Origin of the sequence: Corynebacterium sp. PCR 32 (genome assembly GCF_037464985.1) — a bacterium.
In the GTDB taxonomy this organism is placed as follows: domain Bacteria; phylum Actinomycetota; class Actinomycetes; order Mycobacteriales; family Mycobacteriaceae; genus Corynebacterium; species Corynebacterium kroppenstedtii_D.
Window position 1 is genome coordinate 742,412 of the sequence record NZ_JBAHVL010000001.1, and the last position, 25,344, is coordinate 767,755.

Here is a 25,344-nt window from a genome sequence, read left to right on the forward strand (position 1 = left end):
TCGTTGGCGAAGGACGTTGTTCCAGATCGGCCAGGCGAGGATGATCCGGGGCGCGGCCGTCGGCTAGGGCTCGATGTGGGTACTGTTCGTATTGGGGTCGCGATCAGTGACCCTGATGGGATCCTTGCAACGCCGGTGTCGACTGTTCCCCGGGTCACGAAGCGACGTGGACCTGACGGAGACGATATCGACTCCATTCTTCGGGTTGCCCGAGAATACTCCGTCGTTGAGATCATCGTCGGATTACCGAGGATGCTGGATGGGTCCTCCGGATCGTCAGTCAAGCACGCTCAAGACGTTGCTTTTCGTGTACGTCGTCGGCTACAAAGTGAGGGTGTGGATACACCCATACGCTATGTCGACGAGCGTATGACGACGGTGATGGCGCAGTCTGCTCTACATCAAGCGGGAATAAGCATGAAGGAAGGCCGTTCTGTTATTGATCAAGCTGCCGCGGTTGAGATACTTCAGACATGGTTAGACCAGCGTCGTCGATATTGTGGGGGAGAATCATGATTGGCCGACGTATTTCACTCAGCTATTGGAGGTTTCGGTAGTTGAATCCATCTAGTTCCTCTGCTTAAGTGGAGTGGTTACAATCTTCCTTTCCTTCCTGTATCTTCCTTTCCTGTAGTTTTCAGTCCCGTTGCCGGAACTAGGAGAATTTGTGCCATCATCCCGAGTACGCCGTCGCCATAGCTTTGCGAGACATAGACAAAACGTTATTGCCGTGACAGTCGCATTGGCAGTATTACTGGCTGGTACTATCGCGTACGTTGTGTATCACACTGTCGCGGGGGACGAAAATGGTTTTTCTGGTAATGGAAACGGAAAAATAACCTTAGTCAAGGTTGAGGAGGGGGATACTATTTCCTCCCTGTCCTCAACGTTGGTCGAGAAGAAGATTGTTGTCTCCCGGCGTGTCCTCATGAAGGCAGCCGAAACAAAAGGCGACCTCGGTAACCTGCAACAAGGTTACTATGTTCTTCATCAAAAGATGTCGTCACACGCTGCGATCGATGCGCTCATGTCTGATGATGCTCGTCGTGGTGTCGTGGATATCCCAACAGGAATGACGTTGCATGATGTCCATGTGGTCGGTGGACAATCGCGACCAGGTATTTTTTCGTTAGTTGCCAAACAGGCATGCGTGTCAGCGGGAGGTACGTGTATGTCAGCGGAAGACCTTGAAAAAGCAGCAGCGGAAGGTAATTTGTCTGACCTGGGTGTGCCATCATGGGCATCGAAAGCGGTGTCTGCTCGCGGTAGTGACGCTAAGCGTCTAGAAGGCCTGATCAATCCGGGCATTCACATCTTTAATCCCACAGCCTCACCCACAGCCATACTTAAATCTCTGGTGGCTGATGGTACCGCCGCGTATGAGGGGACAGGTTTGTCGTCAGCTGCCAAATCTGTTGGTTTAACTGAATATCAACTGCTGACGGCAGCATCACTCGTCGAACGAGAAGCTCCGCAACCTGATTTCGCAAAAGTTGCTCGGGTTATTAAGAATCGTCTCGACAAGCCGATGAGGCTGGAATTTGATTCAACTGTCAACTACGGTCTTGACGAGCAAGAAGTTGCAACGACAAATGAAGACCGTGAGAAGAAGACTCCGTGGAACACGTACGCATCGGATGGGCTCCCCGCAACCCCGATCGCTTCTCCTTCACTTACTGCAGTTCACGCTATGGAGAAGCCCGCTGACGGCGATTGGTTGTACTTCGTTACGGTTGATAAGGATGGGACAACCGTTTTTAGTCACGGGTTCGCTGACCATGAAAAGGCCATCAAGAAGGCTCAAGAAAGCGGAGTTCTCGACAGTGGCCGCTAAGGCGTTGTCGGAGCTGACGCAGTCCGGTGGCTATCGTGCTGCTGTACTCGGAGACCCAGTTGAGCATTCGCTGTCGCCTATACTCCACGAGAGTGGTTTTGCCGCGGTGGGACTTGAGGAGTGGAGCTATGGCCGTATTCGCTGCCCCGAAGGGCAACTCTCACGCCTCGTTCGCTCTTTGAGCACGAACTATGTGGGACTGTCGGTCACCATGCCTGGGAAGGGTGAAGCTCTCACCTACGCTACGGAAGTCACCGACCGCGCTCGGCTTATTGGGTCGGCTAACACTCTCATACGTATTTCCGGCAGGCCAGATGTGTTAGTTGGGTCTGATGATTCGCTTGGGGTAACGCAGTGGCGAGCTGACAACACTGATGGTGTGGGGTTACTCGGATCGATTGGTGAACTGCTGGATGGTGGAGCACGAGCGTGTAGTGAGGTAGACCGCTCTCATCGGCGGGTTCGTTCAGCTGTTGTTGTGGGAAATGGCGGGACTGCCCGGGCGGCGCTGTGGGCACTTGCTCACGTGGGGTGCCAGGAGGTTATTATCGTTGCTCGATCCTCACGTGCGGAACAGTTACGTCCCTTGGCTATGGCGCTAGGCATTGCGTTGTCGTGGACGACGTTTGAGGATTCGGGTTGGGCATGCGCTGATGCTGAGCTCCTGATCTCGACAGTGCCGTCGTTGGCGGCCGAACCGTATATCGGGTTGTTTTCACGCGCGTCAGCGGTGTGTGACGTTATTTATGCTCCGTGGCCGACTCCATTAATCTCTCGTTGTCTCGAGGTGGGTACTCCCTGTGTCGGTGGTATCACCATGCTTTTCTACCAAGCTCTCAGCCAGTTTGAGCAGTTCACGGGACGGGAAGCACCGTCATTGGATATGCGCCGTGCTCTTGAGTCTGCCGCCGGTGTTCCCGTCGGACGGCTTTCTAGCATTCACTAGGCGCTGCAACCGTGGCGCGCCGAGGTTATTGTTTCGTCCACAGCATCGAGTTATCCACACTGACCGTACCGATAGGGACTACTACGATCATCGCTTTTTAACGTTTGTGGTGAAATCGCGGACTATGCTTCGTAATATTGCTGCGTTATGGTCCGCATTGCAGGGGCCTCATTTGATCTTCTCTTGCTATCGCTGTGGCATCGTAGCTTTCATCGGGTGTTGTGTCGTGTGGGCCGTCTGGATCGTGCGTCTCGATTGTCAGAGTCACCGTATCCCGTGGCAGTTGACCGCGTTAGGTTCTTCGGTTGCGGTTGTGGGGGAGTCACTACTGTTTCAGCACTGGATACACGTGCTATGGTGCGCGTCTATCTGGCCTTTCATGTATGCATTCATCGCGGGTGTAGGGGCTGTGGCCTTGGCACAACACCCGGGTCTTGGGGGCGCTGATATTATCGTCGGCATAGCGTGCGGCGCATGGTTGGCTCCATGGGGTGTGGGGGCTGTCGTGCTTGCTATGGGATACGCAAATGTCATGTCGGTTGTTGGCGGGGTGTATAACGTGTATCGACGGGGAATATCCGAAGCCGCACATACGCCAGCGATGATGGCTGGGACGGTACTCGCTGGGCTGACTGTCATGATGTAGGGCGGTTGCAGAGCCGCCAACGGGGGAAGAGAAAATGTCACAAGGTGTGTCATAACCGGTGGTATTGTGAGGCAGCCATCTGGCGTCGACAACGGTAAATACCAATTTAGTCTTTCGATAGCTTTACAGGCCTACTGCGTGGAAGAATGACGATATGTTGCGTTGGAGCACGGCCGGAGAATCGCATGGTGAAGCGATAGTCTCCACGATGGAAAATATGGTTGCTGGCGTCCCAATTTCAACACAGGACGTCGCCGATCATTTAGCGCGTCGTCGCCTCGGATATGGGAGAGGCGCACGAATGACGTTTGAGCGAGATAATGTCACGCTTCTCACTGGTATTCGTCACGGTCAAACCTTGGGAAGTCCCATTACAATTGTGGTGGGTAATACTGAGTGGCCAAAGTGGACAACTGTCATGGCTCAGGATCCTATTGACATGGATGATCCTGATGTGGTTGCTGCGATGAATTCGGGGCGTGGCGCTCAATTAACGCGGCCACGTCCTGGGCACGCTGATTTTGCTGGAATGGTGAAATACGGAGCGCGGGATGCCCGGAACATTTTAGAGCGTGCGTCGGCACGGGAAACGGCGGCGCGCGTGGCTATCGCTACTGTGGCCCGGTCGTTTCTTCGTGTCACCCTCGGTGTGGAGGTATTTAGTCATGTGGTGAGTATTGGCGCATCTGATGTTGATGATGCATCTCTACCGAGTTTTGATGATCTTTCGCGGATCGATCAATCGCCGGTTCGTGCGTCGACTACTCATGCTGAAGAATCAATGATTAAAGAAATTAAAGCCGCGAAGAAGTCTGGTGACACCTTGGGGGGAATTGTCGAGGTTATTGTCGATGGTCTTCCGATTGGGTTGGGGTCCCATGTTTCTGCAGAAACACGACTCGATGCGCGCTTGGCCAGCGCCCTGATGAGTATTCAAGCGATCAAGGGAGTGGAAATTGGCGATGGGTTCGCTGAAGCTCGTCGTCGTGGATCACAGGCCCATGATGAAATAGTTCGTCGTGATGGGAGCGTCGGGCGCCTCACCAATCGGGCTGGCGGTCTGGAAGGCGGTATGACTAATGGAGAGCCGCTGAGGATCAAGGCAGCGATGAAGCCGATTTCGACGGTGCCGCGAGCACTGTCCACGGTCGATATGGCAACTGGTGAGGCGGCGTCGGCAATTCATCAACGTTCCGATGTGTGTGCTGTTCCTGCCGCTGGTGTTGTCGCTGAGGCAATGGTCGCCCTCGTGTTAGCTCAGGCTGTGTTGGATAAGTTTGGGGGTGACAGTATCGCGGAAACGAGAAGGAATATTGACAGTTATCTCGATCAGGTCAACCAACGTTTGCGCTTTGACTCTGGGTTAGGAGACTGAATGAGACCACGGGTTGTACTGATTGGCCTGCCTGGTGCGGGGAAATCCACGATTGGACGTCGGCTGAGTCGTGCTCTTGGTCTTGACTTGGTTGATTCAGATGAACTGATTGAGCAGCGTTGGGGAGGGGTTCCTTGCGGCCGTATTTTTGATCATCTGGGTGAGGATCAGTTCAGGGTTACTGAAGAAGACGTCATCGCTGACGCCTTAATGACCAGTGGAATTGTCGCCTTGGGTGGTGGAGCGGTGTTGTCGGCTGCGACTCGTCGTCGTCTTGTTGGGCATGAGGTTGTGTTCTTGGATGTCTCTGCTGAGGAAGGATGTCGACGCACTTGTGGTTCTGAGACACGGCCTGTGTTGTACTCCGATGATCCTGAACAGAAGTATCGGGAGCTTGAACGCCAGCGTCGACCGTTGTATGAGGAGGTTGCGACACTGCGTATTCGGAGTGATCGGCGTAGCCCTCAAAAGGTTGTCGGAGCGATTTTGAATTATCTTGAGGCCAGTGAGTCTCGGGGATCAATGATCCCCGATGCTGCTGATGATGAAACAGCGGCGACAGTGGAGGAGTTTTTGTGAACCTAGATACGTCTCATGACGTGGGTGGTCCGCCCACTGACGCGGGTCCGTGGATGATCTCGGTCAACGGTGCTAGGCCGTATGATGTCATTATCGGACACGATCTGGTCGGAGCATTAGGTGCGGCTGCTGATTCGTATTCGACGGTGGGAATTATTCATCAGCCAACGGTTGCTGTGACCGCCCGCCGGATAGCCGATACGTTGGCTTCCCGTGATATTTCGTCATTCCTTGTGGAGATTGACGATGCTGAGCGTGGAAAAACTTGTGATGTCGTTGCCCGATGTTGGGATGAATGTGCTCGTCATGGGGTAACTAGAAGTGACGCGATTATCAGCGTGGGTGGCGGTGCTGCGACCGACGTTGGTGGTTTTATTGCTGCAACGTGGATGCGTGGTATCGACGTGATTCAGGTGCCGACGACGGTGTTGGGTATGGTTGATGCAGCGGTAGGCGGGAAAACCGGAATAAATCTGCCGGCCGGAAAGAATTTGGTGGGATCTTTCCATGAGCCATCAGCTGTGTATGTGGACCTCAATTTTATTGAGGATCTCCCTGCTGAGATGGTCGTCGCTGGGAGCGCGGAAATTGTGAAGACTGGTTTTATCGGTGATCCAGATATTGTGGCTCTCTATGAGCGTGATCCTGCTCGATGCCTGGATGTTCACAAGGATTTGCCCGAATTAATCCGCCGGAGTATCGCGGTGAAAGCGTCGGTAGTATCTCAAGACCTGACAGAGACGGGTTTGCGTGAGGTTCTAAACTATGGCCATACTTTCGGCCACGCGGTTGAGAGGGCAGAGAATTTTACATGGCCACATGGTCATGCTGTTGCTGTCGGTATGTGTTTTGAAGCGGAGTTAGCGTTTGTCACTGGCCATGTTTGTGAGACGACGGTGACACGTCATCGGAGGATTCTGCGGTCGCTAGGTCTTCCCACGAGGTATGATGCGACGTCGTTGGATCTTCTGATCGACGGAATGCGGATGGATAAAAAGAATCGTAATGGAGATATCCGTTTCGTTGTGCTAGATGATCGTGATTCCGTTGTGAAGCCTCGACCGATTCGGCTGAATGGCCCGAGCTATGACAGTCTTCAGGATGCTTTTGTGCGTATGAATCAGACGGAACGCGTATAAATATCGATGTTGTTGTCCCGTGTCGAATGTTGTACGAGGTGGGTGATGCGTTATGACCAGTAATGAGCGGAGTAGTCATGCCCGGGAGCCTGCGACAAGGTCGACCTGGCGGGTGTTGATAGCTAATGGTCCGAATCTGGATCGTCTCGGGAAGCGGCAACCAGAATTTTACGGGTCCTCCTCGCTTGATGACGTCCGCGTCATGCTTGAAGAGAGCGCTGAGCGCCTTGGCGTTGAGCTGAGTTTTTATCAGTCGAACTCAGAGGGTGAGATGATCGAGCGCATTCACCAGGCTGCTGATAATGGTGAGGCTGTTGTTATTAATCCTGGTGGGTGGGCGCATACCTCGGTTGCGCTGCGTGATGCGCTCGCCGAAATCGCTTGCGGTGCTGGTTTTGTGGAAGTCCATATTTCCAATGTGCATTCACGTGAGGAGTTTCGGCACCACTCCTATCTCAGCCCGATTGCGTGTGGGGTTATCGTAGGATGTGGGGTTCGCGGTTATGCGTACGCATTGGATTATCTTGCGCGGGATGGGCGGATTAGTGCGACAGAATAGGTTGTTGTGCGATAGTTCTCTCTACGCAGTTCCTGCGCTCATCCGTCATTCAGGAGGAATCAACTGATGAATCGTGACAAGCTTTTCGCTGAACGAAGAGAGGCAGCGCGTGCGGCGCTTGATGCTGCTGGTGTTCCAGCTCTTTTAGTCACAAACTTGAAAAATGTTAGGTATCTTACCGGTTTTAGTGGGTCAAACGCTGCGTTGTTACTCACCGTTGATGGCCGCGGGCTTCTGGGCACCGATGGGCGGTACACTACACAGGTCGTAGACGAAGCCCCCGGTGTCGACGTAGTGATTGAACGTGATGCTGTGCGTGCTGTCCGTGAGGCGTACACAGGGGAGATTGGTATCGAGGCGAGTATTGGACTTGGTGTTGCCCAGAGGCTCGAGAATTATGTGGTTACTCATGATCTCATTGAGGAGCTCCGTCTCACGAAGGATGTTTCGGAGGTTGCTGCGCTCGATGCTGCCGCTGCTGTCGCTGATAAAGCATGGTTGTCGCTCCTCGACGACGGTGTGATCGCCGAGGGTGTGCCTGAAAACGTCGTGGCTGCTGAACTTGAATATCGTATGAGGATGTTCGGTGCTGATGGCATATCTTTTGAGACCATCGTTGCGTCGGGGGTCAATGCGGCAAAGCCGCACCATAGTGCAAGTACTGATCGGATCGTGAAGGGCTTGGTGACTATCGATTTTGGCGTCTATCTCGATGGATATGCCTCGGATCAAACACGATTGGTCTCGGTCGGTGAACCGCCAGAAAAGCAGCGTGAAATCGCAGATACTGTTTATCGCTCCTTCCAAGCTGGTTGTGAGGCATTAAAGCCGGGTGCGCATTTATTCACCATTGACAAAGTGTGCCGGGATATTATTGAAGATATGGGGTACGGTGAATATTTCGTTCACTCGACTGGACATGGTGTCGGTCTCGACGTGCATGAGCGACCGTATGCTGCCCCGCGAACTGATCCATCAGCCATAATCACAGCCGGTCAGACGCTCACGATTGAGCCAGGTATCTATGTGCCTGGAGTGTCCGGGGCGCGTATTGAGAACACACTGGTGGTCACGGATCAGGGTTCGCGGCCCGTCAACACCAGCAGCACTGAGCTGGCGATCGTCTAGTAGGGTATACCAAGTACTCGGTCTTCGTAGGGTTGGTGTCGTCGTGACGATGATGTGATGGGCGGTGACGCAGGCGTATCGCTCACCTACTCCCGCAAAGTACCAAGGTTATGTGAAATCAATATCTCAGGATCATGGCGTGTCCTGAAGGATGAGGAGTTTTCAGTGGCAACTACGGCCGACTTCAAAAATGGGCTAGTCCTCAAAATTGACAACAAACTTCAACAAATTGTTGAGTTTCAGCATGTCAAACCTGGAAAGGGGCCAGCTTTCGTACGTACCAAGCTCAAGGACGTTGTCTCTGGGAAGGTTATCGATAAAACGTTTAACGCGGGTGTCAAGGTTGAGACTGCGACGGTCGACCGGCGCGATATGACGTATCTATACAATGATGGCACCGATTTTGTGGTGATGGATGACAAGAATTACGAGCAAATTCCGTTGTCCCCAGACCTGATGGGTGACGGCGCACGTTTCTTACTAGAAAATATGCCTGTTCAGGTATCTTTCTATCAGGATCAGCCTCTGTTTGTTGAGCTTCCTGTGTCAGTGGAGCTCACGGTGAAACATACTGACCCAGGTCTGCAGGGCGATAGGTCAACAGGTGGCACGAAGCCGGCAACCTTGGAAACAGGTGCAGAAGTGCAAGTTCCTCTCTTCATTGAGACTGGCAATGTCCTCAAAATCGACACGCGTGATGGTTCATACCTGTCACGCGTGAACAACTAAGGGATGTCACCGTGGCAGAGGAATACGCTGGCAGGTCTCGCTCGGAGCTCTCGACCTCGCCTGGTGGAGGGGACGGAAATACACACGACACGGATCAAGCTCGACGCCAAGGCAAAGGATCGGCAACATCGTCCCGACATGTGTACAAGCGTCACGGGTCGAGATATAAGGCTCGCCGTCGAGCGGTCGACGTGTTGTTTGAGGCCGAGTTTCGGGATCAAGATCCAGTCGCGGTCGTCGAGCAACGACGAAGGCTCGCATGTGATCCAGAATCTGGTGTTCTACCGGTAGCTGACTATACGGCCACCATTGTTTCAGGTGTCGCGGAAAATTTAGATGGTATTGATTCTGCGATTGCGTCCCATCTGTCGTCGACATGGCGGCTTGATCGTATTCCCGCCGTTGACCGTGCGGTCATGAGGGTTTCAACATGGGAATTGCTTCATAATGATGAGGTTCCTCCGAAGGTAGCAGTGTCTGAGGGGATCGAATTGGCATCTGATTATTCAACGGATGTTGCTCCGGCGTATATCAATGCTGTTCTCGATGATATTGCGACGGAGGTGCAACGCGCACGTTCGACCAATGAGTCGTGAGTGAGCAACGACGTAGGGATGGCGTTGTAATTGGCTCTGTGTGTTCGATCCTCTGTGCGCCGGGTCGAACTCAGCTCCACCGGTCAACATCGGTGGAGCTTTTTATATGCGGTTAGGGTCCTTACTCTGCCTGGATCAACCCCAAAACGGGGTGATTTTTTAGTCTGTTTTTATGCTCAATGACCGGACGGGCATTTCTACGAGAAGCAATATAACAACTCTATTACAGATTAATAACGGCGCAGAGCTGCGGTTTTAGGTCAAACTGAATAGGTTCACCTTATTTTTAGAAAAATGGCACTAAAATAATGCAATAACAGACCGAAGGGTCTATTGGAAGTTATTGTAAAACCTGGCTGTAGAAATTAACCATCGTTCATATAACCTATTCATGCCGACGGAGCCACAGCCAGCCAGCGTCTACCCACTATTCCGGGCCATGCTCACCAAGGGGGCAACAGGAGCGGTAGACGTGGTGTCAACCAATGTGGATCCCGGCCCGACAGCGCGTTGCGGTCACAGGAGGGGCCCTATCTGGGTCGATAGGGAATTGTGATCACAAACGTACGCCGAGGGCCGGTGGGGGCGGATGACATCCCGCGCTGTGGCTCCGTTTGCACTCCCTCCACGGTAGCTTGTCCGCTTTGTGCACAGAAACTCTCACAGCAGGCTATGAACACGCAGCATCTCGGACGGACGAGTACACCCCACAGAGGGTATGAGCCTGAACTTTGGATGGCTTTATGATAGTGGCCGAGCCCGACGATTCCACGAAAACCGTTGAGTCAACTCATGTCGCGTCCACCACTTTTCTACAGCGAGCCCAATGAAGGGCACGGCAATAGCAACCGCCCACCCTAAGAGAATGTCGAAAACATAGTGCTCCGCAAAAAAGACTAGACTAAAAGCCATCGTGAAAGCATAGATGAGACCGACAATGCCGGCCTTAGTAGACCTGCGCGCGAACATATAGGACGCTAAGTACATCGTCAGCGCTGCGTGGAGAGAAGGAATTGCGGCAACAAGATTTGATTCCTTCTGTCCACGCTCAATGAGAGCACCAATACCTGAGGACTGTTCTCTTGGTGACGAATCAGACGACCTATGCGTCGAACCACCACTGGCGACAGGCTTAGTGTCCGTATTGCGATCCGACCCCTCCGCATGGGCGACAGCCCTTGTAAGACTGAGATGGTTGAGTTGTTCCCACCCTCGTGCACTGAGGCGTTCAACCCACGGGTGGGTATCATCATGCTTTGCATGAACAGCCCCAAGCACAGAATGCTCTCCCGCATGATCATCGACGTACATACACCGAACACTGCGAGGACCATCGCTAACATCCTCGGGGGTGCACCGTCCGGCTGCCCACGGAGGCGCAGCAGGAACAAAGACATAACCAATCAGTCCGATAAACGAGACAGTCAACATCCCGGCAGCAAATCGAGCAAAATCAGCACGCGACCGAAGCCATGCACAAAAGGCAGTAATATATGGCGTCACGAAGTAGGAGATGTATACGATCGCCAAAATAAGTTCCCACCAGGGAGCTTTCTCATAGCGAATGTGCTCCTGTAACCATACGGTGGGAACAACCCCGAACATTGCTTTGTCGATATCTGGCGCTAAATGCCAGTGAACCGGTAACCCCACCCGCAGAGACCACGTGCGTGTTGCATCATAGGCCACGAGAAACAAGAAAAATGGACTCCAGTCCACAACCAATTGATACACGTGACGACGCCCGATCGACAGCGCAGCCAGCCCTGTGGTCAACACAATAAAAAGAGATAAGCGCCCAAAGGGCCAACCACAAAAAACGACCCACATACTAAGAGCAACAGCCCACACCGCCACCGCAACCCGACGAGTAACCCGCAGTTGTTGCGATGACATACGCCGAAATGGTGGAAGAAGGGGACGGAATTGCTTGGGTTCTACACCCGAGGGACGCGGAGATGCAGCTAGCTCAGCCTCATATGCGGGCTCTACAGAGGGAACGCTATGACGACGTTCTCTTTCTGCCATAGTCCTGACATCCTTACTGGTAAAGGGTGACGATGCTGAGCAAAGTCGACCAACGAAAGATAACGTTTCGAGGGTACTCGGATCGACTAATTCTAATCCAGAAACGCAGTTCATATGCGCAAATACAAATGACCCGATCCACCATGGCCGTAAACGCGTCACCTGCGCGTTGTTTGTTACCGTGGTAGCATATTCGGGCGGTAACAACAATTTCACATCAGCAGGAGTGACATCCTTTAACGGACTGCACCGAGAGGCAGGGAAGGAGGTCACGATGAATACAGCACGTACAACTTCACCGACAGTCATACCGAGAGAGACACAGATTCTTTCCTCTGACGACGTCGGACGTACTGTTGCACGCATCGCGCACCAAATAATCGAAGAAACCGGGCTTGATGCCAAAGGCAGCAAGCACATCATCCTATTAGGAATTCCTCGCGGGGGCGTTCCTCTCGCTAAGCGGTTAGCTCACCTCATTGAGGAGTTTGCCGGAGTACCGGTAGCTACTGGGTCGTTAGACATTACTCTCTACCGTGATGATCTCCGTCAGAAACCTCACCGCCCCGTACAACGCACGTCTATTCCAGACGGGGGAGTAGAAGGAAAAATAGTGATTCTCGTCGATGACGTTCTCTACTCCGGTCGGAGTGTACGCTCAGCACTCGACGCATTACGCGACATCGGACGCCCAAGCGCTGTACAACTTGCCGTCCTCGTGGACCGAGGACACCGAGAACTTCCCATCCGCGCCGATTACGTGGGAAAAAATATTCCTACCTCACGCACAGAAGACGTCATTGTGACACTCACCGAAACTGATGGTTGCGACAGTGTCGTTCTGTGTGGGGCACCTCCATCAGTTCTATCCACATCAGGTGAAGAAAAACCTGCCGACAATGAGCATGTGCAGGGGGAAAAAAGGTGAGAACCCCCGTCCACTGTATGGCAACTATGCCTGCACTCACGCCATACGAACCTGAACAAGCCCACAGCGAAGGAGCCACACCGTGAGTGCTCAACTGTGGCCGCATACTCGTGTCCAGGCTCCCCCTGCGGCCGGATCAACCCTCCTTACAGGTGTGCGTCCCTATGGTGAGGGAGACTCCACCTCTGTCCTTATTACTGATGGTCTCATCACTGAGATCAATCCGACTATAAGCGCACCCGACAACACAGTGGAAAACGGACTAGAAGATTGGCGTTTCGTCGCCAGAGTGATGTCCGAACGGCCAGCGGAAATCGTTCGACTCCCTGGACACGGGCGCCCCATCGCTGTCGGTGAACCCGCGAATCTCACCACGATCGATCCCAACCATCGATGGATAGCCAGGGAGAGGAATTCGCTTCGAAGGCCAGCAATACGCCCTACGAAGGCATGGAATTCCACGTGAAAGTCACCACCACCATCCTCCGCGGCCATATCACCTGTATCAACGGTGAAGCCTCCCAGCCCTTGGACAGAAAGGTTCACTAGTGAGTATCCCTTCGACACCAACACCACATCTGAGTGTTTCGCCCCTGGAGCGCAGAGCTGTTACCAACCACACTCCTGCAGCTCTTGTCCTCGCTGACGGTCGGGTCTTTCGCGGAACAGCATTCGGTGCCATCGGCCGGGCATTGGGTGAAGCCGTATTCACCACCGGCATGACTGGATACCAGGAAACCATGACGGATCCGTCATATTGCCGGCAGTTAGTATGCGCTACCGCACCTCACATTGGAAACACCGGATGGAACGACGAGGACAACGAATCCTCCGACTCCACTATATGGGTCTCCGGTGTGATTATCCGAGACCTTTCCGCGCGTCCCTCAAACTGGCGAAGTCAACGGTCACTAGAGGAGGAGATGATTGCCCAAGGAATTGTCGGTATCAAAAATGTTGATACCCGTGCGTTGGTCCGCCACTTGCGTGATAAAGGTTCCCTCAACGCGGGGATCTTCACGGGCAGGGATGCCACTGCGCCAGTCGACGACTTGGTAGCAATCGTCAACGATGTACCTCGCATGGCTGGCCGCACCCTCTCCGAGGATGTGAGTACCACCGAACCCTACGTTGTGGAGCCGGAGGTCTCCACAACCAAGGGCTCCGGTCTCACAGTCGTTGCCTATGACATGGGCATCAAAACAAATACTCCCCGAAACTTCGCACAACGTGGCATCACAACCGTCGTTGTCCCCGCAAATACGCCTTTCGAGGAGATCCAAAAATACAATCCTGATGGGGTTTTCATCTCAAATGGCCCAGGTGACCCATCCACCGCCGACGAGATGGTTGACATCGTCCGACAGGTCCTTGCAGCAAAGATTCCGTTCTTCGGCATTTGTTTCGGTAATCAGATTTTCGGTCGGGCTCTGGGGCTCGAAACCTACAAACTTAAATTTGGGCATCGCGGTATCAACGTACCTGTTATTGACGTCGAAACCGGCCAGGTGTCCATCACCGCCCAAAACCACGGATTTGCGCTACTCCCTCCGCATCATTCTCATGACACACCAAACACCATCAACGCTGGTGAGCTGTCAGCAAGTTTCGATACTCCATTCGGACCTGCACATGTGACCTATATCTGCCCTAACGACAATGTCGTTGAAGGCGTTGCCCTCGACGACGGACGGGCATTCTCCGTGCAATATCACCCTGAGGCTGCTGCTGGGCCTCATGATGCCAATCCACTATTTGACCAGTTTGTCACCTTGATGCAAGAAGGGAAGACCAAGTAAATGCCCCGCCGCCCTCACCTTAACCACGTCCTGGTCATTGGATCTGGCCCTATCGTCATTGGACAAGCTTGTGAGTTTGACTACTCCGGGACTCAAGCTTGCCGGGTCCTTCGACAAGAAGGACTCCGTGTCACACTTATCAACTCGAATCCCGCCACGATCATGACGGATCCCGAGTTCGCGGACCACACCTACATTGAGCCGATTGACCCTGAATATATTGAGAAAATCTTTGATAAGGAGGCTGCTGAAGGCCACCCTGTCGATGCAGTCCTTGCCACACTCGGTGGACAAACTGCACTCAATGCCGCGATCCAACTTCACCGTCGGGGAATCCTCGACAAGCACAAGGTTGAACTCATTGGCGCTGATATTGACGCCATCGAGAGGGGAGAGGATCGCCAAAAGTTCAAGGACATCGTTGAGAAAGTTGGTGGCGAATCAGCCCGGTCGCGTGTATGCCACAATATGGATGAAGTCCACGACACCGTGAGGGAGTTGGGGCTCCCTGTCGTTGTCCGCCCCTCATTCACCATGGGGGGCCTGGGGTCTGGACTTGCCTACACCTACGACGATATCGATCGTATCGCTGGCGGTGGACTTGCAGCATCGCCCGAGGCGAACGTCCTCATCGAAGAATCTATCCTCGGATGGAAAGAATACGAACTTGAACTTATGCGGGATGGCAACGACAACGTTGTTATCGTGTGTTCGATCGAGAATGTCGACGCCGTTGGTGTTCACACTGGAGATTCGGTCACGGTAGCGCCAGCGTTAACCCTGACTGACCGTGAATTTCAGGCTATGCGCAACCAAGCCATCGCTATTCTCCGCGAAGTCGGTGTCGATACGGGTGGCTGCAATATTCAGTTTGCGGTCAACCCTGACAACGGCCGCATTGTCACCATTGAAATGAATCCTCGGGTATCCCGGTCGTCGGCGTTGGCGTCGAAAGCTACTGGGTTTCCGATCGCTAAAATCGCTGCCAAGTTGGCTATTGGGTACACCTTGGATGAGATTCGTAACGACATCACTGGTGTTACTCCCGCTGCATTCGAACCAACGCTCGATTACGTCGTGGTCAAAGCCCCACGCTTTGCCTTTGAAAAGTTTCCTGGTTGTGACGACACCCTGACGACGTCAATGAAATCAGTCGGCGAAGCTATGGCACTGGGACGCAACTACATTGCTGGCCTCAACAAGGTACTTCGTTCCCTTGAAAACAAGGAAACTGGTTTCTGGACCTGCTCAGATGAACATCTCGCTGGCGAGTCTGCGGAAGACAAAGCTGGTGTTCTCGAGATGCTCCGTGTACCAAAAGAAGGACGGTTGTACCTCGTTGAGCTTGCACTCCGCTTGGGTGCCAGCGTTGACGAGGTTCACGAGGCATCGGAGATTGATCCGTGGTTCATCGCGGAAATCGAGCAGCTTGTCCATTTCCGGCGCAAGCTTGAGTTAGCACCGGTATTAAGTGAAGACCTCCTCCGCGAGGCCAAGTACCTTGGTCTTTCCGACACCCAAATCGCAAGTGTTCGCCCCGAACTCGCCGGAGAAGATGGTGTTCGAACATTGCGCTGGTCACTTGGTATTCGACCGGTGTTCAAAACTGTTGACACGTGTGCGGCGGAGTTCGAGGCGAAAACCCCATATCATTACAGTGCCTATGAACTCGATCCTGGTGCAGAAACTGAGGTGACTCCTCAAAAAAACAAGGAAAAGATCCTCATCCTCGGTTCCGGACCAAACCGGATCGGCCAGGGCATCGAGTTCGATTATTCCTGTGTCCACGCGGCGCTAGAACTATCACGCATTGGGTATGAAACGGTGATGGTCAACTGTAATCCCGAAACGGTATCGACCGACTACGACACTGCTGACCGCTTATATTTCGAACCCTTGACGTTCGAGGACGTTATGGAGGTCTACCACGCTGAGTCGGAGTCTGGTCGGGTAACGGGGGTTATTTGTCAGCTCGGCGGGCAAACCCCGTTGAAGCTCGCAGAGCGTCTGAAAGACGCCGGAGTACCTGTTATCGGAACGACTCCTGAAGCGATCGACTTGGCTGAAGATCGGGGTGAATTTGGGGGAGTGCTCACTCGGGCGGGGCTGCCCGCACCGACGTTTGGGACAGCCACCAACCTAGAGGAAGCCCGTACTGTCGCATCGTCTATTGGGTATCCAGTGTTGGTTCGTCCTTCTTATGTTTTGGGCGGACGTGGGATGGAAATCGTTTATGACGATGACTCGTTAGCAGACTATATTTCCCGGGCGACCGAGATCACCGATGACCATCCTGTGCTGGTGGATCGGTTTTTGGATAATGCTATTGAAATCGACGTCGACGCGCTTTGTGACGGTTGTGAGGTTTATGTGGCCGGCGTGATGGAGCATATTGAGGAAGCCGGGATTCATTCGGGTGACTCAGCGTGCGCTATCCCTCCCATGACATTGGGAGCAGAGGACATCGAGAATGTCCGTCGATCTACGGCTGCCTTGGCTTTTGAGATTGGTGTTCGTGGACTCATGAACATTCAGTTTGCTTTGAAAGATGACGTGCTCTACGTCATTGAGGCTAATCCTCGCGCCTCGCGGACAGTGCCATTTGTTTCGAAAGCGACGGGTGTTCCGTTAGCCAAGGCAGCAGCACGGATTTCGATCGGCGCTTCGATTGACGAGTTGAGAGCAGAGGGCATGATTCCTTCTGATTACGATGGCGGATCCCTCCCGGTCGATGCACCGATTGCTGTCAAGGAAGCTGTGCTGCCCTTCCGGCGGTTCCGTCGTCCCGATGGTTCCCTTCTAGACTCACTCCTGTCGCCGGAGATGAAATCGACGGGTGAAGTAATGGGGCTCGATCGTGCATTTGGCGCGGCATATGCTAAGTCGCAAGCAGGGGCCTACGGTCGTCTACCAATGTCGGGAACAGTCTTTGTCTCAGTTGCGAACAGTGACAAAAGGACGATGGTGTTTCCTATTCAACGGCTCGCTACGCTCGGGTTTTCACTTCTAGCCACGGAAGGGACAGCTGGCATGCTGCGCCGGCATGGGATCCCGTGTGAGGTTGTTGCGAAGCAATCGCAGATCCATGTAGACAATCCCAGCGTTGATCATCTTGACGTGGGAACCATCCATCTAGATAAGAATGGGCGTCGGTCAATCGTGGATCTTATCCTTGATGGTCAGGTGGACCTGATTATTAATACCCCTGCAGGGAGCTCCGGCGCTCGCCACGACGGATATGAAATTCGCGCTGCAGCCTTAAATGCGGAAATTCCGTGTGTCACCACGGTTCAAGCTGCAGTTGCGGCTGTGCAAGCGATTGAGGCCGTCCATGACGCGACAGGGATGGGTTCGGAGCCGCAACGAGAGAACAGTCCGGACGCAGTTGATGCATCTCCGCACGGTAGCGGCCACGGCGTGATGTACAGCACGAATGGGGCGCTTTTGGTCGAGGCCATTCAAGATCTCCATTCGTAATAATCACGGTCGTATGGTCATGATCCGTTGAGTGTTAGACCGTCTTGGTGGAAGGATAAATCATGAATGTTCCGGGTTCCGGAGACATGTCGCACACACCGTCACCATTCGACCAGCAGCAGCCTATCGCTGCGGGGCGAATGTCATTTGGGGATCGTCTTGCCGCTGCTGGTGTGCAGCGGTCCCGCTTATGTGTTGGTATTGATCCGCATCCTGGGCTCCTTACGCGGTGGGGTTTGCCGGTGACCGTTGATGGACTCGAGCAGTTCACTATGCGGTGTGTGGAGGTGTTTGGCCCATCAGTGGCGCTGGTTAAGCCTCAGGTCGCGTTCTTTGAGGCTTTTGGTTCTCGGGGATTTGCAGTCCTTGAGAAAGCTATCACCGCTCTACGTGAAAGTGGGGCGCTTGTTCTTGCTGACGCGAAACGGGGGGACATCGGATCCACGATGGCCGCCTACGCCGATGCGTGGTTGGCAGACTCATCACCGTTACGATGTGATGCAGTCACAGTGACTCCGTATACCGGTTTTGGCTCCCTAGAACCTGTTCTACGTCTTGCCAGGCAACAAGGTCAGGGTGTCTATGTTCTCGCTGCGACCTCGAATCCTGAGGCGACGGTTGTGCAGTCAGCGGGAGTCTCGGCGACAGATCGAGAATATGATGAGCGGTCTCGATGTCAGGACCATTGTGGGTCTCAGGATGTCGGTAGTGACCTGAGTGTTTCACAACACATTGTTAACGAGTGTGCCGCGCGAAATGTCGCGGTTATAGAAGGAACTGATGCCCGTTTTGGGTATGTGGGGGTGGTTGTCGGAGCAACGTTAGGTCGCGGTGCTGGGAAGGTTGAGAATAGTCGCAAGGCTCCGGATCTATCGTCACTTCGTGGTCCAGTTTTACTTCCCGGGGTGGGTGCTCAGGGTGCTACCGCCGATGATGTTCGTTGTTTAACGACACACATCGAACCACTAGCATTCCCCAACATATCGAGGTCGATTTTGCAGTGTGGTCCAGATATGGGTTCATTGCACAAAGCTGTGGAGGCGAATGCCCTGGATTACCCTGGAATGGTGTTAGAATGACTCGCGTTGTCTCAACCAGGGGCAAACTTAACTTTAACCTGGTCAGCGTCTATAGTCTGTGGTGCTGTTTGCCAGGCTCACATTATGAAGCCGTTCGGGTGCTTCGACGCACCTGGAGACAATTATGCGATCACCCCGTGATCCACACTGGAACCCGAACATGAGTAAGTAAGATATTCACCGATTGACATTATGGAGGAACCGTGGCCCTTCCCCAGTTGACGCCAGAACAACGTGCTGCTGCACTCGAAAAGGCTGCTCAAGCACGCAAGGCACGCGCAGAGCTTAAGGAAAAGCTGAAGAAAGGCGATACCAACCTTCAGGTTGTCTTGAAGAAGGCTGATCAGGACGAGATTCTCGGTAAGATGAAGGTCTCGGCATTGCTTGAGGCATTGCCGAAGGTGGGTAAGGTCAAGGCTCAAGAAATCATGAAGGAGTTGGAGATCGCCCCGACTCGCCGTCTGCGTGGCCTTGGTGAGCGTCAGCGTCGCGCTCTGTTGGAGCGCTTTGGCTTCGATCCGGAGAAATAGGCCTTGGCAACAAATCGTGGCAATCTCGTGGTCCTCGCTGGGCCCAGCGCCGTAGGTAAATCCACTGTGGTTCGTGGTCTGCGTCAAACGGTGCCCGATTTGTACTTCAGCGTGTCTATGACGACACGAGCCCCTCGTCCTGGCGAGGAAGATGGCGTGGACTATTTGTTTGTGTCCGATGACGACTTCACTCGTCATGTGGAAGCCGGAGATATGCTGGAATGGGCTGAAATCCATGGTGGTCTTCAGCGGTCTGGCACTCCGGCGGGACCTGTGCGAAGTGCTCTGGAAAGTAACCGCCCGGTTCTCGTCGAGGTTGATCTTGAGGGCGCTCGAAATGTGAAGAACGTTCTTCCGAACGCTCACACTGTTTTCCTCATGCCACCCTCGTGGGAGGTTCTCGTCCATCGCCTTACTGGCCGAGGAACGGAGCCCCCTGAGGTGGTTGAACGGCGCCTCAGCACCGCTCGTGAAGAGTTGGCTGCTAAAGATGAATTTGACCACATCGTGGTGAATGATTCCCTGGACAATGCTGTTCACGCTATTGCTGCACTACTCACGGCCGAAAGGACATCGTGACTACACCAAATTTGGCTTCTGCCAGTGACGACAACGTTTTTGATCCGCCGGTGGGCATCACCAATCCCCCGATTGATGAGCTTCTAGGCAAGGTGTCGTCGAAATACGCCCTTGTTATTTTCGCTGCTAAGCGAGCTCGGCAGATTAATGACTATTTCAAGAGTGTTGATGACTCCGTGTTTGAGTTCGTCGGCCCCCTTGTGACCCCCGAGCCTGGTGAGAAACCACTGTCGATCGCCCTGCGCGAGATCAATGACGGTCTTCTCGACCATACTGAGGGTTAAAGACATACTAGAAGGGTTAATGGATTGGATACGACGGTGCTGTGATCGCCGCGTGCCCTTCCACTTACGCTCATAGTATCGACGTTGGGTGCCGCTGATCACGCCGCCGATGGCGTGGTCAGCGGTTTTTCTGTAGCGCTACTAGAAGTGAGGAAGCAGTGAAGATCGTTCTTGGGGTCTCGGGGGGAATTGCCGCATTTAAGTCGTGCCAGGTCGTCCGCCGCTTGAAAGAGCAGGGACACGATGTTCAGGTTATTCCAACAGATTCATCATTAGAGTTTGTTGGCCGCGCAACCTGGGAAGCCTTATCGGGCCACAGCGTATCATCGTCTGTTTTTGATGGTGTTCCCGAGGTGCGTCATGTTCGTACAGGACAGGATGCTGAATTATTTATTGTTGCGCCCGCGACCGCGGATATCATCGCTCGCCTCGCACATGGGCGGTCTGATGACCTTTTAACGGCATCTGCACTGATGGCCAGATGCCCTATTGTCGTGTTTCCCGCCATGCATACTGAGATGTGGACACACCCGGCAACCCAAGATAATGTTGCTACCCTTCGGGGACGGGGTGTGACTGTCATTGATCCTGCGCATGGACGGTTGACTGGGCCCGATAGTGGGCCTGGACGTTTCGCTGACCCTGATCAGGTAGTTAATCTATCGCTTACTGTGGCCAGGCGTCGATCTCCTTTTCCGCGAGATTTAGAGGGGCGTCGTGTCCTCATCACCGCGGGAGGAACTCACGAAAGTGTTGACCCTGTGCGTTTTATCGGCAATCGTTCGTCAGGAAAGCAGGGTTTTGCCCTTGCTGAGATTGCGGCAGCCCGGGGGGCTGAGGTCATTGTTGTCGCGGGTGCTACTCACGAGCTTCCTACTCCATTGGGCGCTGAAGTTGTTCGCGTCGAGTCCGCTCGTGATATGTATGCAGAGGTTGAGCGGCGGGAGATGGAGGTGGATATCGTTGTGTGCGCCGCGGCGGTTGCTGACTACCGTCCTGCGGAAGAAAAGAGCTGGAAAATGAAGAAATCCGCAGCAGATAGTGATGGGAATTCACTCATGACACTCTCCATGGTTGAAAATCCCGATATCTTGAAAAGTGTTGTGTCTCGCCGTCAGCAAAGGTCAGCGCACACCCAGGATGGCGGGGCGGGTGCAGACTGTAAGCCGAGTATCGTGGTGGGGTTCGCGGCGGAGACGGGCGATCCTGACCATACTCCGTTGGAGCATAGCGAGATGAAGTTGAAGGATAAGAACTGTGAGCTTCTTGTCTGCAATGATGTCGCTGGGGGAAAGGTTTTTGGGCGTGATACGAATACGGGTTGGGTTTTGTCGCAGGATGGCAGGATTTATGACATTCCGACGACATCGAAGTGTGGGCTGGCGGATTCTGTGTGGGATGCGGTCGTGGATTTTGAGGCTAGGGGTCGCTGAGCTACACACCCGTAGACTGCTTAGTCTATAATGGGGCCGGACTTTGGCCCGTCCCGCTACCGACATGGCCACCACCATGGCCATTGCGATCCTGAGCATGACATCAGCCGTACGGACATTACCTCGTGTGAACGTAGCCGTCGCGGTAGCTGTGCCGTCATTCACGGTGACGGGCTGCCGATTTCACGCTTCTGAACTCAATACAATACGTGTCATTACCCGCCCATCAAGGAAGAAGGAACCGTGACTCAACGACTATTCACCAGTGAGTCTGTGACTGAGGGACATCCAGATAAGATTTGCGACGCCATCTCCGACTCAATCTTGGATGCGATGCTGGCCGTAGATCCTGACAGTCACGTCGCTGTCGAAACGGTCGTTACCACTGGCCAGGTTCATGTTGTCGGGGAAGTACGCTGTCGCGGATACGTGGAGATCCCCAACTTGGTCCGTCAAACGCTCCGTAATATTGGTTTTCTTTCTTCAGATATGGGATTTGACGGAGCAACGTGCGGAGTGTCCGTGTCAATCGGCGAACAGTCGTTAGAAATTGGCGCAGGTGTTGATACTGCTCTTGAGGTGCGCGAAGGTGCCGATGTTGAGGATGATGATCGTGCTGGTGCAGGCGATCAAGGTCTCATGTTTGGGTTTGCTACCAACGAAACCCCAGAATATATGCCCTTACCCATTGCCCTCGCACATCGTCTCGCTCGTCGTTTAACGGTGGTCCGGAAGGAAAACATCGTTCCCCATCTCCGCCCCGACGGGAAAACACAGGTCACGCTCGCCTACGATGACGACAACTCTCCAGTCCGTATCGACACTATCGTTATTTCCACGCAGCATGATCCAGGGGTGTCCCGCCAGTGGTTGGAGAATCAACTACGAAGCAATGTCATTGCGCCTGTTATTGAGGACGCCGGAGTATCTGATCTTGTCGACGACGACCTCACAGTGTTGGTGAACCCTTCCGGTTCCTTCGTCGTTGGCGGGCCCATGGGCGACGCGGGGCTCACCGGTCGCAAGATTATTGTCGATACCTATGGCGGCATGGCTCGTCATGGTGGCGGCGCTTTCTCTGGTAAAGATCCAAGCAAGGTTGATCGTTCTGCCGCATATGCGATGAGGTGGGTTGCGAAGAATATTGTTGCTGCTCACCTGGCTGACCGTTGTGAAGTGCAAGTTGCTTATGCCATTGGTCGCGCTAATCCGGTGGGCCTGTATGTGGAGACCTTTGGCACGGAGAAAGTACCGATTTCGATGATCCAGGAAGCCGTGAACAAGGTATTTGACTTGCGACCGGCGGCAATTATCCGCGAATTGGACCTTAAACGCCCTATCTATGCGCAAACAGCTGCGTATGGGCACTTTGGTAGGTCAGATCTTGACTTGCCATGGGAGCGATTAAATCGGGTCAAGGATCTCAAAGCTGCTATTTCCCTGTGATGGAGTGAAATGCGAGGCCACGTAGGTGGGAGGAATCTAGTTCTCGGTGGCACCTACCAGCATGGCTGTGTAGTTCCATGGGGAATTCGACGCATGGTGGTCTCCATTACTATATAAAACATGTCTGCCTCGTCCCGTACCCAAGCACCCGAGCTTCCTGTCGCTCGGGTGCTTCCACTCTTAAAGGTGGTACACCTAGACCGTGGGTTCGACTATCTTGTCGATTCTTCGGTGGATAGGGATGTCAAGCCTGGGGTCATGGTACGTGTCAATTTTTCTGGTCGCATCGTCGATGCCCTGGTGCTGTCAAGGCATGAGAAATCTGATTACGCTGGCCGATTGTCATGGCTCACCCGGGTCATCAGCCCTGAGGTGGTGGGGCCAGAGAGTTTCCGGGCTTTAGTCTCGACTCTCGCCCAGCGTTATGGAGGCATGCGGGCAGAAATCATTCGTGCCGCTATTCCGCCACGTCATGCTGCCGCCGAGAAAGCGGCGTTGGCTGCCATCGAAGGGGGCGATGACCCCTGGTCAGGTGAGTTGAACGGACCGACCACCGGTGAAACTGCAGGTGAATTTTGGTCACGGTATCGGTTTGGAGAATCATTTGTCAACGCCGTTAAGCGGGGCGATGCACCCCGCGCGGTGTGGCAGATCGCTCCAGGCGACGACTGGCCCGTCACGATCGCACGTCTGGCAGCAGAAACGGCGTTCACTGGCGGCGGCGTTCTCATTATTGTCCCCGACCAACGCACCGTTGATCACATTTCCAATGCGATGAAACGCGTGCTTACTGCGCGGCAGTGGACGCAGTTGACGTCGAGCTTGGGCCCTCATGCCCGCTACCGTCGGTTTATCGATATTCTCCATGGCGTCCACCGGGTCATCATCGGTACACGGGGAGCATCGTTCGCACCCGTCAAAAATCTTTCTCTTATTGTTCTCCTTGATGACGGAAACGATAACCTCGTCGACCTGTATGCCCCGTACACGCATGCACGTGAAGTTTTGACCTTACGCGCGAGCGCGGAGAAGTCTGCCATAGTTTTAGGAAATTATGCACGGACAGCGGAAGCACAACTGCTCGTCGAATCCGGATGGGCCCATGATCTTGTCGCGCTGCGGGAAACTATTCGCGCTGGCATGCCACGGGTACGGGCCCTGGGAGATTCCGATTATGAGCTGGCGAAAGATCCTGCTGCCCGACAAGCCCGGATCCCACACGTGGCGTTCGAAGCCATACGGGCTAGCCATGAACGTGGTCGTCCTTCACTGATCCACGTGCCGCGTAAAGGCTACGTGCCGACATTGGCATGTCAGCATTGTGGCGAACCTGCGCGTTGCCGGTTGTGTAACGGACCGTTGGGCTTCGCCGGTCACGATTCGCCCTATGAGCAGGAACCACACGATAATGAACGAATATCTGATGCGGCTTTTCCCACCTGTCGGTGGTGCGGTAGATCGGAGCCTTCTTTTCGCTGCAATCAATGCGGTGCAACGAGAATACGCGCGGTTATTATTGGCGCAGACCGCACCGCTGAGGAGTTAGGCCGATCGTTTCCCGGTATTCCCGTGACGGTCAGCACAGGTGACAACATGCTCGAGACCATCCCGAAAGGCCCCTCTTTGGTCATCGCAACCCCGGGTTCCGCTCCTATACGCGGTTGTGGCCTGTTTGGCGCTGCAGTGATCCTCGATACGTGGGCAGAACTGAAACGCGAAGATGTTCGTGCTCATGAAGAAGCACTTAATTCGTGGATGCACGTAGCAGCTTTAGTTGAGCCGCATAGTTCCGGCGGAGAAGTCGTGGTCGTCGCTGATCCGCAGATTTCCGTCGTTCAATCTTTGATTCGTTGGGATCCAGTTGGCGCTGCTCATGTGGAATTGGAGCATCGTCGTGACGCTGGTTTTTCGCCGGTGGTTCACATGGCAGCAATTGATGGGACTAAAGAGAGTATTTCCCGGTTTCGACAGCTCATCGACGCGCCGCCGGGGTCGAGGTTTCTCGGGCCGGTACCTTTGCCGCCGGGTATAGACCCGCCCCCACATACGCTCGCCCATGAATGCCTAAGGCTGTTGATCTCATCGAGTTCCTCACACGGGCCGGCTGCGTTGGGTTCAGCGCTTCGAACAGCACGTATTAAGGCTGCCGTGAATCAGATGGATACCGCTGTCCGCGTCATCGTGGACCCGATCCATATCGGCTAGACTGTGTCCTTTCACAGGAGTCGAT

General features: G+C 53.9%; 22 protein-coding genes and 1 pseudogene. 22 read left to right on the forward strand and 1 reads right to left on the reverse strand.

The features are described from left to right. The first annotated feature begins 3 nt into the window (after positions 1-3). From ruvX to nusB, 11 genes are all read left to right on the forward strand, one after another. Positions 4-516, forward strand: a complete 513-nt coding sequence (gene ruvX, locus V5S80_RS03160; RefSeq protein ID WP_395169265.1) for a Holliday junction resolvase RuvX — start codon at positions 4-6, stop codon at positions 514-516. 151 nt (positions 517-667) lie between these two features. After that, the gene (gene mltG / locus V5S80_RS03165) at positions 668-1,834 is read left to right on the forward strand and encodes an endolytic transglycosylase MltG (protein ID WP_395169266.1); all 1,167 of its coding nucleotides are present in this window, start codon (positions 668-670) and stop codon (positions 1,832-1,834) included. Next, a complete protein-coding gene (locus V5S80_RS03170) occupies positions 1,779-2,780 on the forward strand; it encodes a shikimate dehydrogenase (protein ID WP_395169267.1) in 1,002 nt (333 codons plus the stop codon). Before mltG ends, V5S80_RS03170 begins: the two co-directional genes overlap by 56 nt. Before the next feature lie 379 nt (positions 2,781-3,159). Next, positions 3,160-3,426: a hypothetical protein gene (locus V5S80_RS03175; RefSeq protein WP_395169268.1), complete on the forward strand. Its 267-nt coding sequence runs from the start codon at positions 3,160-3,162 to the stop codon at positions 3,424-3,426. A 154-nt stretch (positions 3,427-3,580) separates the two neighbouring features. Next, on the forward strand, positions 3,581-4,801 hold the full coding sequence (gene aroC, locus V5S80_RS03180; protein ID WP_395169269.1) for a chorismate synthase: 1,221 nt from the start codon (positions 3,581-3,583) through the stop codon (positions 4,799-4,801). Continuing rightward, positions 4,802-5,380, forward strand: coding sequence for a shikimate kinase (locus tag V5S80_RS03185; RefSeq protein ID WP_395169270.1), 579 nt, complete (start codon positions 4,802-4,804; stop codon positions 5,378-5,380). It abuts the gene before it with no gap. Then, positions 5,377-6,519 carry a 3-dehydroquinate synthase gene (gene aroB / locus V5S80_RS03190; protein ID WP_395169271.1) on the forward strand — a complete coding sequence of 381 codons (1,143 nt, stop codon included), beginning with the start codon at positions 5,377-5,379 and terminating at the stop codon, positions 6,517-6,519. Before V5S80_RS03185 ends, aroB begins: the two co-directional genes overlap by 4 nt. A gap of 52 nt (positions 6,520-6,571) precedes the next feature. Then, positions 6,572-7,078, forward strand: a complete 507-nt coding sequence (gene aroQ / locus V5S80_RS03195) for a type II 3-dehydroquinate dehydratase (protein ID WP_395169272.1) — start codon at positions 6,572-6,574, stop codon at positions 7,076-7,078. 66 nt (positions 7,079-7,144) lie between these two features. After that, on the forward strand, positions 7,145-8,206 hold the full coding sequence (locus V5S80_RS03200) for an aminopeptidase P family protein (RefSeq protein WP_395169273.1): 1,062 nt from the start codon (positions 7,145-7,147) through the stop codon (positions 8,204-8,206). A 165-nt stretch (positions 8,207-8,371) separates the two neighbouring features. Then, entirely contained in the window at positions 8,372-8,935 is a 564-nt protein-coding gene (gene efp, locus V5S80_RS03205; protein ID WP_395169274.1) for an elongation factor P, read from the forward strand. 140 nt (positions 8,936-9,075) lie between these two features. Beyond that, positions 9,076-9,531, forward strand: a complete 456-nt coding sequence (gene nusB, locus V5S80_RS03210) for a transcription antitermination factor NusB (RefSeq protein WP_395169444.1) — start codon at positions 9,076-9,078, stop codon at positions 9,529-9,531. A gap of 741 nt (positions 9,532-10,272) precedes the next feature. Here the strand turns inward: nusB and V5S80_RS03215 are convergent. Next, positions 10,273-11,559 (reverse strand): phosphatase PAP2 family protein, encoded by a 1,287-nt coding sequence (locus V5S80_RS03215; protein ID WP_395169275.1) that lies wholly within the window; start codon positions 11,557-11,559, stop codon positions 10,273-10,275. A 274-nt stretch (positions 11,560-11,833) separates the two neighbouring features. Here V5S80_RS03215 and pyrR point away from each other — a divergent pair, with 274 nt between their 5' ends. From pyrR to V5S80_RS03270, 11 genes and pseudogenes are all read left to right on the forward strand, one after another. Further along, the gene (gene pyrR, locus V5S80_RS03220; protein WP_395169276.1) at positions 11,834-12,487 is read left to right on the forward strand and encodes a bifunctional pyr operon transcriptional regulator/uracil phosphoribosyltransferase PyrR; all 654 of its coding nucleotides are present in this window, start codon (positions 11,834-11,836) and stop codon (positions 12,485-12,487) included. A 250-nt stretch (positions 12,488-12,737) separates the two neighbouring features. Next, positions 12,738-13,036: pseudogene (pyrC, locus tag V5S80_RS03225) on the forward strand (dihydroorotase); the annotation flags it as partial. 5 nt (positions 13,037-13,041) lie between these two features. After that, positions 13,042-14,286, forward strand: a complete 1,245-nt coding sequence (gene carA, locus V5S80_RS03230; protein WP_395169445.1) for a glutamine-hydrolyzing carbamoyl-phosphate synthase small subunit — start codon at positions 13,042-13,044, stop codon at positions 14,284-14,286. Continuing rightward, on the forward strand, positions 14,287-17,763 hold the full coding sequence (gene carB, locus V5S80_RS03235; protein ID WP_395169277.1) for a carbamoyl-phosphate synthase large subunit: 3,477 nt from the start codon (positions 14,287-14,289) through the stop codon (positions 17,761-17,763). A 140-nt stretch (positions 17,764-17,903) separates the two neighbouring features. Further along, positions 17,904-18,842 (forward strand): orotidine-5'-phosphate decarboxylase, encoded by a 939-nt coding sequence (pyrF, locus tag V5S80_RS03240; protein WP_395169446.1) that lies wholly within the window; start codon positions 17,904-17,906, stop codon positions 18,840-18,842. A gap of 203 nt (positions 18,843-19,045) precedes the next feature. Next, a complete protein-coding gene (gene mihF, locus V5S80_RS03245; protein WP_395169278.1) occupies positions 19,046-19,372 on the forward strand; it encodes an integration host factor, actinobacterial type in 327 nt (108 codons plus the stop codon). Between the two features lie 3 nt (positions 19,373-19,375). Further along, a complete protein-coding gene (gmk, locus tag V5S80_RS03250) occupies positions 19,376-19,951 on the forward strand; it encodes a guanylate kinase (protein ID WP_395169279.1) in 576 nt (191 codons plus the stop codon). Next, entirely contained in the window at positions 19,948-20,235 is a 288-nt protein-coding gene (gene rpoZ / locus V5S80_RS03255) for a DNA-directed RNA polymerase subunit omega (RefSeq protein ID WP_395169280.1), read from the forward strand. Before gmk ends, rpoZ begins: the two co-directional genes overlap by 4 nt. A gap of 158 nt (positions 20,236-20,393) precedes the next feature. Continuing rightward, positions 20,394-21,668 (forward strand): bifunctional phosphopantothenoylcysteine decarboxylase/phosphopantothenate--cysteine ligase CoaBC, encoded by a 1,275-nt coding sequence (gene coaBC / locus V5S80_RS03260; RefSeq protein WP_395169281.1) that lies wholly within the window; start codon positions 20,394-20,396, stop codon positions 21,666-21,668. Positions 21,669-21,911: 243 nt separating this feature from the next. Then, a complete protein-coding gene (metK, locus tag V5S80_RS03265) occupies positions 21,912-23,114 on the forward strand; it encodes a methionine adenosyltransferase (RefSeq protein ID WP_395169282.1) in 1,203 nt (400 codons plus the stop codon). A 120-nt stretch (positions 23,115-23,234) separates the two neighbouring features. Further along, positions 23,235-25,319 carry a primosomal protein N' gene (locus V5S80_RS03270; protein WP_395169283.1) on the forward strand — a complete coding sequence of 695 codons (2,085 nt, stop codon included), beginning with the start codon at positions 23,235-23,237 and terminating at the stop codon, positions 25,317-25,319. Positions 25,320-25,344 lie beyond the last annotated feature (25 nt).

Coding starts and splice junctions, on each gene's coding strand:
- V5S80_RS03170 (WP_395169267.1), top strand. CDS start 1,779: ATGAAAAGGCCATCAAGAAGGCTCAAGAAAGCGGAGTTCTCGACAGTG.
- V5S80_RS03175 (WP_395169268.1), top strand. CDS start 3,160: ATGTATGCATTCATCGCGGGTGTAGGGGCTGTGGCCTTGGCACAACAC.
- aroC (WP_395169269.1), top strand. CDS start 3,581: ATGTTGCGTTGGAGCACGGCCGGAGAATCGCATGGTGAAGCGATAGTC.
- V5S80_RS03185 (WP_395169270.1), top strand. CDS start 4,802: ATGAGACCACGGGTTGTACTGATTGGCCTGCCTGGTGCGGGGAAATCC.
- aroQ (WP_395169272.1), top strand. CDS start 6,572: ATGACCAGTAATGAGCGGAGTAGTCATGCCCGGGAGCCTGCGACAAGG.
- V5S80_RS03200 (WP_395169273.1), top strand. CDS start 7,145: ATGAATCGTGACAAGCTTTTCGCTGAACGAAGAGAGGCAGCGCGTGCG.
- V5S80_RS03215 (WP_395169275.1), bottom strand. CDS start 11,559: ATGGCAGAAAGAGAACGTCGTCATAGCGTTCCCTCTGTAGAGCCCGCA.
- pyrR (WP_395169276.1), top strand. CDS start 11,834: ATGAATACAGCACGTACAACTTCACCGACAGTCATACCGAGAGAGACA.
- carB (WP_395169277.1), top strand. CDS start 14,287: ATGCCCCGCCGCCCTCACCTTAACCACGTCCTGGTCATTGGATCTGGC.
- pyrF (WP_395169446.1), top strand. CDS start 17,904: ATGTCATTTGGGGATCGTCTTGCCGCTGCTGGTGTGCAGCGGTCCCGC.
- V5S80_RS03270 (WP_395169283.1), top strand. CDS start 23,235: ATGTCTGCCTCGTCCCGTACCCAAGCACCCGAGCTTCCTGTCGCTCGG.